The organism is Actinokineospora terrae (genome assembly GCF_900111175.1).
In the GTDB taxonomy this organism is placed as follows: Bacteria; Actinomycetota; Actinomycetes; order Mycobacteriales; family Pseudonocardiaceae; genus Actinokineospora; species Actinokineospora terrae.
The window spans coordinates 581,918-591,936 of the sequence record NZ_FOGI01000004.1; the positions used below are offsets into that span (position 1 = coordinate 581,918).

Below are 10,019 nucleotides of genomic sequence, written 5' to 3' on the forward strand. Positions count from 1 at the left end.
CTCGCGGGGGCGCGGGGTCTGGGGTCAGCCGCTTTCGAAGTCGGCGGGGGCCCATTCGGAGGAGCGGTGGCGGCCGCGGGGGTCGGTGGGGTTGGGGGTGCGGTCGGCGCGGCGGGACCTGGGGCGGTCGCCGGGTTCGGCGGCCCGGGCGTCGGCGGCCCAGGTGGTGCCGTCGGCGGGGTCGGGCCAGTCGGTCTGGTCGGGCCAGTGCGACTCGGTGGACAGGCGGGACCAGCGGGGCAGCTCGCCGGTGGGGTGGGTCTTGGCCGGGTCGGCGCGGGGTTTGCGCAGCTCGGCGGAGTAGTGGACCTGGGTGCCGATCGTGCGGTCGGACTCGGGCAGGGGACCGGTCGGCTCGTCGTCGACGGCGGCCGGGGCCTCCGGCTGGGCCGGGGGCCAGGCGGCGGGCTCGGGCGCCTGCTCCGGTTCACCGATGGTGGGGGCCTTGGGCCAGTCGTCGGTCCAGGCGGAGTTGCGGTCGTCGCCGGGCTGGTCGGGCTGGGTGGCCTTGAACGCGACCAGCGCCTCGGCCAGCAGGTCCGCCAACCCGCTCGGGTTGGTGCGCTCCCGGCGCCCGCTGGGTGTCCGCCGCCGCCGGGTCGGCAGGTCGACCAGCTCGGGCTGGTCGTCGTCCTCGTCCTTGGCGGTCTCGGTGGCCGCGGAGGTGGTGCGGGGTAAGCCCCGCAGCCGGGCGGCGAAGTCGATGGCCCGGCGCTCGTCCGCCGACGCGGCGGGCTCGACCGTCACCTGCCCGGCCGCCCGCACCCCGCTCTCCTGCCCGACCTGCCGCGGCCGACCCGACTCGCCCCCGCTGGGCGGCTCGTCCTGGCCGGAGCCCGGGACCTCGGCCGCCCTGGCGACCGGAATGACTGCTGCCGGGCTCGACGGCTCAACCCGCTCCCACGGCTCGACTCCACTCGACTCGGCCTGCTTCGCCGCATCAGGTGCCGTGACCTCGGCGGCCTGCGTGGTGAGGCTGGGCGGCGGCTCGACCTCCGGCGCCGTGGGATTGGGGTCCGCCGGTGGGATCTCATCTGGAGTGGCGGGCTCGGGGATGTCCGGGGTCTTCGGCGGCTGCGGGATCTGCTCCGGTTCCCTCGGCTCGGTCCCGGGGACCGAGGCGTGCGCCCAGCGCGGGTCGTCAGGGTCGGGTTCCAGCGAGGACGGCAGCATCGGCGGAGTGGGCAGATCGGTACCGACGAGCGCGTTGGGGTCGTAGTAGTAATCGTCCCCCTCCGGCGCCCTGCGCCGCCCGCCGCCCTCGACGGTGACGCCGAACCGGCTCAGCACCGAGTTGACCCCGGCGTCAGCGTCCACAGTGGACTTTGTGGGGGTGTCGTCCGCCTTGGCCCGGCGAGCCGCCCGACGCCCGATCGCGCCAGCCTGGGCCGCGGGTTCGTCCGCGGCGGGCTCCTCGGGATCAGTGGTCCGCACGGTGTCGACGGACCAGCGCCCCTCGGTCGGCTCCGGCTCGGTGGACGCGTCGGCCGCCGTCCGCGGACTGGTCGGCGCGGGGATCACCGGAGCGGGCGGGGTGGCGGGGACGGTCGGGTTGTCATCGGCCAACGACAGGTCGGGGGCCCGCGCGTCGTCGATCACGCCGGAGTCGTGGCGTGCCCGGTCGGGGCGGATCGCGCGCACCGCCTTGTCGGTCAGCGGGACCGTCTTGGCGGTGGTCGGCGACCTGCGCAGCCGATCGGTCCGCCGCAGCACCGCGGGCGCCGGACTCGCGGGCTCCGGCACCGTCAACGCGGACCTGGCGGCGAGCAGCAGCGCCTCGATGCCCTCGTGCGGGCCGTCGACCGTGCCGGGCAGCGCCGCGACACCGGTACTGATGGTGAGTTCGTGCCCCTGGTCATCGATCAGCCACTGGGCGTCCGGCGCGGTCTCCCGGATGGCGGCGGCCAACGCGGCCGCCTCGGCGAGGGTGGTCGACGGCAGCAACACCGCGAACTCCCCGCGATCCGACCGGAGCAACTCGGCGTCGGACGGCGCCAGGTCCCGCACGTGGATCGCCAGCGCGTTGAGGGTGACCTCTCCCCCTACCGGCAACGGCGGCTCCTCGGGCTCGACCGGTTCGGCGGTCCCCTTGGGCCACACCCGAACCAGCGTCACCGCGAACATCTCGACGGGCGCTGCCTCGTACCGCGTCGGCGGTGTCACTTGCCGCGTCGGCGTCGCGTCCTTGCGCCCCTCGGCCTCTCGCCGCTTCTCCCGCCGCGACCCGGCTCCACGCAACACACCGTCCTGCGGCACTTCCGCGCTCGACGAGTCGGGCGCGGCCTTCTCGGACGAACCCGCGGCGAGCGATCGCCCCTTCGAGCCCTTGTCACCGGACGCCCTGCGCGAACCACTGCCCAGCCCGGCGGCGTCACTCCGCTTGCCCTGATCAGCCGCAGGGCGACCTTGCCGTACCACGGCCGACTCTTCTTGCCCTGCCTGACCAGGAACGGATGGTGTCCGGCCCGCGACCGCGCCACCCTCAGCCACACCGTGCTCGTGCGCCAGCTCAGCCACCACGGGCTGAACCGCACTGTGCCCCAGCACGCCGTGCTCGATCACCTCGTGCCTGGCATGCCCCGGAGCGTCCGTTTCGTGGGCCACGGCCTCGTTCGGCACGTCACCACCCGGTGCCCCACCACTCGGCACGACACTGCTGGACACAGCACTGCCCGGCACAACACCGCTCGGCACCACACCGCTTGGCACCACACCGCTTGGCACAACGCCACTCAGCACAACACCACTCGGCACAACACCACTCGGCACAGCACTGCCCGACACAGCACTGCCCTGCACAACACCGCCAGGCATGGCACTGCCCGGCACGGCGCTGCCCGGCATGGCACTGCTCGCGACGTCCTCGGTCAGTACCACGCTGCTCGGCGCGACATCACTCGCCGCGGTGCTGCGCGGTGCGGCACCGCGCGACGCGGCACCAGGTGACGCGGCGTCGTGTGCCCCGGTGTCGAGAGCCGCCGCGGTGTCGACGACCGCACCGTCCCGCGGCGCGGCCTCGTGCCTGGCCCCCGCCGAGGACGACTCCCCCGGCATCGGACTCCCGTGCGAGGCCAACTCCCGCAGCGAGGCCCAACGCCGCGATGCCCCGAGCGGAGTTCCCCCGCCCTGCCCCGCCCCGTGCCTCGCACCCTCGCGGCGAGACTGCTCCTGCCGTGCGCCGTCTTGCCGGTTCGCCTCGCGCTGAGCCCGATCCTCGTAGCTCTTGCGACCGCCCCGCTCGACGGACTTGGTCTCCGCGGACTCGGTCTTGACCTCGGGCGACGCGGTCGGGCGGACGGTGGCGCGCAGCAGCGAGACCACGCTCTCCGGGTCGACCACCGCACCCACCTCGGCGACCAGCAGGCCCCGGGCGGTGGACGCGGCGCGCAGGTACCGGTACTCGGCGGCCCGCGCCGAGCGCAGCGCGTGGAGCGCCTCGCCGGGGTGGCCCGCCTCCTCCTCGGCGTGCGCCAGGAAGGTCCACGCGTCGGCGGCCAGGGAGTCGAGCCCGTGCCGGTCGGCGAGGCGGACCACGTCGACCAAGGTGGCGCGGCCCAGTTCGGCCCGCCCCGAGGGCAGGTAGACCCGGCTCGCCATGGCCAACCGGAGCCTGCCCAGCGCCAACGCGGAGGTGGCGCGGACCGGCTCACCGAGCACCGTCGCGGCCACCAGGGTGGCCTCGTCGATGTCGCCGTCGTCGAGCAGCGCGCAGACCATCTCCAGGACGAGCCTGGCCTTGGCGAGCCCGCCCTCGACGCCGACGGCGCTGAGCCGGTTGAGCAACGCGAGGCCCTCGCGGGCGACCTCGGTCGCGGCCTCGGTGTCGCCGTGGCGGCGGTGGTACGAGGCGGCCCGGACGCAGAGCAGGGCCCGTTCCAGCTTGCGCGCGTCCTGGCTGAGCGCGTCGTCGGCGGCCAGCAGCCGATCGGCCTCGGCGAGCGCGTCCTCCAGGTCGTCGCGCCGCCCGACGTGCCCGGCGCAGGCGACGAACTGGCCGAGCGCCAGCGCCCTGGTGGCCGGGGCCGCCGTGGTGGCGCGCAGCACCGGCCGCAGCAGCTCGCTGCCCGCGAGGGGCTCGCCGAGCACGCGAGCGCACGCGGCGAGCGCCACCCGCACGGCGGCGGCCCGTTCGACCAGGCCACCGCTCGTGACCGCGCGCAACGCGGCGAGCGCGGGCTCGACCGCCTCCGCGTGCCTGCCCAACCGGACCAGGCCGGTGCCCAGCAGCACCTGCGCCGTGGTCGTGGTCGCGGCGTCGGCGGCGCCGGAGCGCAACGAACGGTCGGCGAACTGGACCGCCAGTTCCGGCGCGCTCCACCGCAGCCGGTCGGCCGCGGCCACGAGTGCCGCGCACTCGGCCGCGTCCGCCGCCGGTAACTCGTTCCAGGCCGCCACGTCGCCGCTCCCCGTCTAGTCCCGGGTGAGCTTGCGGTAGGTCACCCTGTGCGGTCGAGCGGCGTCGGCGCCGAGCCGGTCGACCTTGTTGCGCTCGTAGCCCTCGAAGTTGCCCTCGAACCAGAACCACTTCGACGGGTTCTCCGGGGTGCCCTCCCAGGCCAGGATGTGCGTGCAGGTGCGGTCCAGGAACCACCGGTCGTGGGAGATCACCACCGCGCAGCCGGGGAACTGCTCCAGGGCGTTCTCCAGCGACCCGAGGGTCTCGACGTCCAGGTCGTTGGTCGGCTCGTCGAGCAGGATCAGGTTCCCGCCCTGCTTGAGCGTCAGCGCCAGGTTCAGCCGGTTGCGCTCACCGCCGGAAAGCACGCCCGCGGGCTTCTGCTGGTCGGGACCCTTGAACCCGAACGCGCTGACGTAGGCGCGCGAGGGCATCTCGACCTGGCCGACCTGGATGTAGTCGAGACCGCCGGAGACGGTCTCGAACACGGTCTTGGCCGGGTCGATGTTCGCCCTGCCCTGGTCGACGTAGGAGAGGCTGACCGTCTCGCCGATCTTGACCACGCCGTCGTCCGCCTTCTCCAGGCCGACGATGGTCTTGAACAGCGTGGTCTTGCCGACGCCGTTGGGGCCGATCACGCCGATGATGCCGTTGCGCGGCAGGTCGAAGCTGAGGCCGTCGATGAGCACCCGGTCGCCGAAGCCCTTGCGCAGCTTCTCGACCTCGACGACCACGTTGCCCAGGCGCGGGCCCGGCGGGATCTGGATCTCCTCGAAGTCGAGCTTGCGGGTCTGCTCGGCCTCGGCGGCCATCTCCTCGTAGCGGTCGAGGCGGGCCCGGGACTTGGTCTGCCTGGCCTTGGCGTTGGAGCGGACCCAGGCCAGCTCGTCGCGCAGCCGCTTCTGCAGCTTCTGGTCCTTCTTGCCCTGGACAGCCAGCCGCTCGGCCTTCTTCTCCAGGTAGGTGGAGTAGTTGCCCTCGTAGGGGTAGAGCCTGCCGCGGTCGATCTCCAGGATCCACTCGGCGAGGTTGTCCAGGAAGTACCGGTCGTGGGTGACGGCGAGGACGGCACCGGCGTACTGCGCGAGGTGCTGCTCGAGCCACAGCACGCTCTCGGCGTCGAGGTGGTTGGTGGGTTCGTCGAGCAGCAGCAGGTCGGGCTTGGACAGCAGCAGCTTGCACAGCGCGACCCGGCGGCGCTCACCACCGGAGAGCACGGTCACGTCGGCGTCCGGCGGCGGGCACCGCAGCGCGTCCATGGCCTGCTCCAGCTGGGAGTCGAGGTCCCAGGCGTCGGCGTGGTCGAGCTCCTCCTGGAGCCTGCCCATCTCCTCCATCAGCTCGTCGGAGTAGTCGGTCGCCATCAGCTCGGCGATCTCGTTGAACCGGTCGAGCTTGCCCTTGATCTCACCGAAGGCCTCCTGGACGTTGCCCAGGACGGTCTTCTCCTCGTTGAGCGGGGGCTCCTGCTGCAGGATGCCGACGGAGTAGCCGGGGGTGATGAAGGCTTCCCCGTTGTTCGGCTGGTCGAGGCCGGCCATGATCTTGAGCACGCTGGACTTGCCCGCGCCGTTGGGACCGACCACCCCGATCTTCGCCCCGGGGAAAAACTGGAGGGTCACGTCATCAAGGATGACCTTGTCCCCGTGCGCCTTGCGCACCTTCTTCATGGTGTAGATGAACTCGGCCATGTTCGCGATCGTAGAGGCGTCGGCCCGGGCGGTTGAGCGCGACCGGGGGGACGGGGCGCCCGGCGGGGCGCTCCCGTGGTGGTCAGTGGTCTCGCAGAGACTGGATGAGCTCGCTCTTGGACATGCTCGAGCGGCCGTCGATGTCGAGTTCGGCGGCGCGCTTGCGCAGGTCGTCGACGGTCCAGTCGTCGTAGGAACCGGCTCGGCCGCCCCTGGCGCCGACGGTGTCCCTGCCCTCGGCGGCCGCGGCGTTGGCGATGCGCGCGGCCTTCTCCTTGGAGTCACCCTGCTCGCGCAGCTCCCGGTAGAGCTCTTCGTCCTTGATGCTGGGGTTGGGCATCGCTGGCCTCCGTCCTGGTTCAGCGGCAGAGGTGCCCTGGTCGCGACCGCGGTAAACACCTCAGGCCGCCAACGCCGCTGGTGCGGGCCGGTCGAGCTGGGTGAGCGGCTCGGCCGGCCCGGTCCACTCCTCGTGCTCGATGGCGACCTCCTGGAACACGAGGTCGGCGCCGATGGAGCGCGCGTCGACCTTGGCGTCGAACCGCTGCTTGTCGCCGTTGTCGTACTGGCGCAGCGAGAGCTTGCCGTGCACGACCACCCGGGCGCCGGGGCGCAGCGTCTTGCGGACCGCCGCGCCGAGGGTGTCCCAGCAGTTGACGGTGAAGTACATCGGGTTGGCGTTGACCCAGGTGCGTTGGTCCGGGTCGTACCGGCGTTCCTTGGTGAACAGCCGGAACCGCACGAGGTCCTTGTCGTCGCCGTAGCGGCGGTGGGTGACCTCGCCGGTGACCCGCCCGACCAACGTGATCATGGTCTCGTTCATCTCGCCCTCCTGGTCCGTCGTGGTGACAGGTCCAGCTTCGGGCGGGCGGCGGGTGGTCGTCGAGAGCGCCGGTCGATCTGTGGATGGGTCGGGGGGTTGTGGACAACCCGGGGTCAGTGCGGGTTCTTGCCGTCGGCCAACTGGCGCAGCATGGCGTTGTAGGCGTCGAGGTCGTCGGAGGTGCCCTCGTCGACCCGGCGGTCGGAGCGGCGGGCCTCCCGGTCGTCGGCGCGGGACCACTGCACGAGCAGGGCGATGAGCACCAGCAGCAGCGGGATCTCCCCCGACGCCCAGGCGATGCCGCCGCCGAGCCGCTGGTCGGCGAGCAGGTCGGTGTTCCACGGCAGGCCGAGGCCCTGGTAGAAGCGCTCGCCGACGACGGTCTGCATGCTCATCAGGATGACCCCGAAGAACGCGTGGAACGGCATGGAGGCGAAGACCAGCCCCAGCTTGCCGAGGTGGGGCAACTGGCGCGGCGCGGGATCGATTCCGATCACGGGCCAGTAGAAGATGTAGCCCACGAGAAGGAAGTGGGCGTTCATGACCAGGTGCGCCCAGTGTTCCTCTAGCGCCGAGTCGAACAAGCCCGTCAGGTAGAGGCCGTAGAACGATCCGACGAACAGCACCAACGCGACGATCGGGTGCGTGAGGAACCTGGACACCGGTGAGTGCACGAAAGCCAGCAGCCACTCACGAGCACCTGGCGTTCCGTCTTTACCCGCGCGCGGTAGCGCCCTCAGCGCCAAGGTCATCGGTGCGCCTAGAACAAGCAGCACCGGCGCCAGCATGGACAGCATCATGTGCGCTTCCATGTGGATGCTGAACATGGCGGGCGAGTACTTGCCGAAGCCGGACGAGGTCGCGAAGAGGACGACCAGGCACCCGGCGAGCCACGCCACGAGCCTGCCCACGGGCCACGCGATGCCCTTGGCGCGCAGCCGCAGGAACCAGCGCACGTAGGTCACGGCGAGGGCGATCGCGAGCGTGCCGAAGACGAGGTCGAACCGCCACGCGAACAGCAGGTTCCCCAGCGAGGGCGCCTCGGTGAGCGGGTATCCCAGCGCGAGTTCGACCCGGCCCGGTTCGGCGGCGCCGGTCTCCGGGGGCGGGGTCCTGGCGAGGGCGGCGGCGATGCCGATCGTCAGGAGCATGATCAGCACCTCGACCGCGGCGAGTCTCGCGAGTGCGCCACCACTGCCGGTCTCCACTACCGCGCGCACTCCGCGTTCTCGTTGCAGGTAACCGAAAACGCCCAAGATGAGCAGTGCGGCGGTCTTTGCCAGAACCAGGCCGCCATACCAAGAGGCGAACAGGGCGTCCAACGGCAACCGCACTAGCGCGTTGACGACACCCGAGACCGCCATGACGATCCAGCACGCCAACGCGACCCGCGAGAACCGAGTAGCCGCTAGACCAAGGTGCTCCGCGCGCCGACGCCCGTGAGCGAGCAGTGCGACAAGACCGCCGACCCACAGAGCGGCGGCGACAAGGTGGAACAAGAGGCTGTTGGTGGCCATGTCGTGCTGACCGCCGCTAGAGGAATGCCCGGTGACCGCGACGGGCACGATGCCTACGACAGCAATGACAAACAGTGCCGCGGTCCAGTTCCAGGTGAGCACGAACCGTGTCGCGATCAGCACTACGAGTGCGATGCCCGCCGTGAGCAGCCAGGCCTGTGCTTGCGAGAGAGATCCAACGAGGGTGAACAAGACGTCGCCGCGTAGGACAGTCGTGATGGACCTACCGACAGCGTCAGCGGCGGTGAACGGCGCTGACACGAGCGCACCGATGAACCACACCACCGCGCCCCAAGTGGCCATGCGCAAGGCGGCGTAACCGCCGACGTCGAGGACACCGGACCGTTGCGGCGGGACGAGGAAGGCCGCGAACAGCAGGCTCCCGACGGTGACGACACAGCCGATCTCGGTCAGGACCCGCACGACCGTCAACGCGTGCTCGGTGAACGCGTCCGGCGTGGGCAGGCCCTGCAAGACATACCGGTCACTACCGGACGCGGCGACGAGCGCGGCACCCACGAGGGCGGCCAGCAGCCCACCGACCACGAGCAGCGGGGCCAGGCCCGATCCCGGTCGACGGGTCTCGGTGGAGCTGTCAGCAGACACGGGTCGAGGGTAGTAGCCCGGTCCGGGCAGACCGAGGAGCGCTGATTCACAACCCGCCGTGCTTGGGTAATCACACACCGGCGGCGAGGTATTACCGTATGCGTCGTGAGGCGGACTCTTGTCGCGGTCGTCGGCATCGGCCTGCTGGCGGCGTGCGGTGCCCCGGTGGCGGGCCGCCCCGTACCCGCCGCGGGCTTCGGCGCGGTGACCCCACCCGCCACGTCGATCAGCGTTCCGTCACCGCTATCCCTCGACGGTGTGAACCTGTGCGGGCTACTGACCGCGGACGACCTCGCCCCGGCGGGCGGCCTCGTCGGCGAACCCCGCACCCGCACGGAGACGTTCCCCGAATCCTGCGGCTTCCCCCTCGGCAACGGCGCCGCCAGCGACCTCGCCCTGGTGGCCCTGCACAAACCCCTCACCCAGGTCCGCCACGACCAACCGGACGGACACGCCGAGTCCACCCTCGGCTACCCGACGTGGCTCCACTGCACCGTCACCGACGGTTACCGCACCTGCACCGCGACGGTCGAGGTCCGCCCCGACCGATCTCTCCTGGTGGCAGTCGACAAACGCGATGTGTCCGAGGCCGCACTCGTGCGTATCCTTCAGCCGCTGACCGAACACGCGGTAACCAGACTCCCGCGCGCTTAGCGCAACGGCCCTACCCCGAACGGACGCATCAGAGCGGCGTTCGTCACCCGATCAGTTCCAAGCGGAAACGGTGAGCCGCCCTCGAACGATCAGACCCGTGAGCGGACTACTGTGCGGCCTCGGCCGCACGCCCCAGCCCCCGTAGCTCAGCGGATAGAGCAGGAGCCTTCTAAGCTCTTGGCCGCAGGTTCGAGTCCTGCCGGGGGCACTCGCTCTGGGCGACCCGTGTTCGCGGAGAGCGCGAACCTTGTCACTCGTCGTTCCTTCTGGGGTGCGACCCCAGACCCGCCCGGCGGGCTTCGCCCCCGGACCCCCATTCGGTGGCCGCATGG

6 protein-coding genes and 1 tRNA gene are annotated in these 10,019 nt (G+C 71.6%); 2 read left to right on the forward strand and 5 right to left on the reverse strand.

Features of this window, described 5'->3' with window-relative positions; translation table 11 throughout:
- Window positions 1–24 precede the first annotated feature (24 nt).
- The 5 genes from BMY07_RS33620 to BMY07_RS11300 form a co-directional block, all read right to left on the reverse strand.
- Window positions 25–4,395, reverse strand: a complete 4,371-nt coding sequence (locus tag BMY07_RS33620) for a diguanylate cyclase (protein ID WP_143073438.1) — start codon at window positions 4,393–4,395, stop codon at window positions 25–27.
- Between the two features lie 15 nt (window positions 4,396–4,410).
- A complete protein-coding gene (ettA, locus tag BMY07_RS11285) occupies window positions 4,411–6,087 on the reverse strand; it encodes an energy-dependent translational throttle protein EttA (protein ID WP_092777208.1) in 1,677 nt (558 codons plus the stop codon).
- A gap of 82 nt (window positions 6,088–6,169) precedes the next feature.
- Window positions 6,170–6,427 carry a DUF7218 family protein gene (locus tag BMY07_RS11290; protein ID WP_092777210.1) on the reverse strand — a complete coding sequence of 86 codons (258 nt, stop codon included), beginning with the start codon at window positions 6,425–6,427 and terminating at the stop codon, window positions 6,170–6,172.
- 60 nt (window positions 6,428–6,487) lie between these two features.
- Entirely contained in the window at window positions 6,488–6,910 is a 423-nt protein-coding gene (locus BMY07_RS11295; RefSeq protein WP_092777212.1) for a single-stranded DNA-binding protein, read from the reverse strand.
- Between the two features lie 113 nt (window positions 6,911–7,023).
- On the reverse strand, window positions 7,024–9,033 hold the full coding sequence (locus BMY07_RS11300; protein ID WP_092777214.1) for a bifunctional copper resistance protein CopD/cytochrome c oxidase assembly protein: 2,010 nt from the start codon (window positions 9,031–9,033) through the stop codon (window positions 7,024–7,026).
- A 105-nt stretch (window positions 9,034–9,138) separates the two neighbouring features.
- Between BMY07_RS11300 and BMY07_RS11305 the strand changes: the two genes are divergently transcribed.
- Both BMY07_RS11305 and BMY07_RS11310 read left to right on the forward strand, forming a co-directional pair.
- Window positions 9,139–9,687 carry a DUF3558 family protein gene (locus BMY07_RS11305; RefSeq protein WP_177215527.1) on the forward strand — a complete coding sequence of 183 codons (549 nt, stop codon included), beginning with the start codon at window positions 9,139–9,141 and terminating at the stop codon, window positions 9,685–9,687.
- A gap of 135 nt (window positions 9,688–9,822) precedes the next feature.
- Window positions 9,823–9,895 (forward strand) — tRNA-Arg (locus tag BMY07_RS11310).
- The last annotated feature ends 124 nt before the right edge of the window (window positions 9,896–10,019 follow it).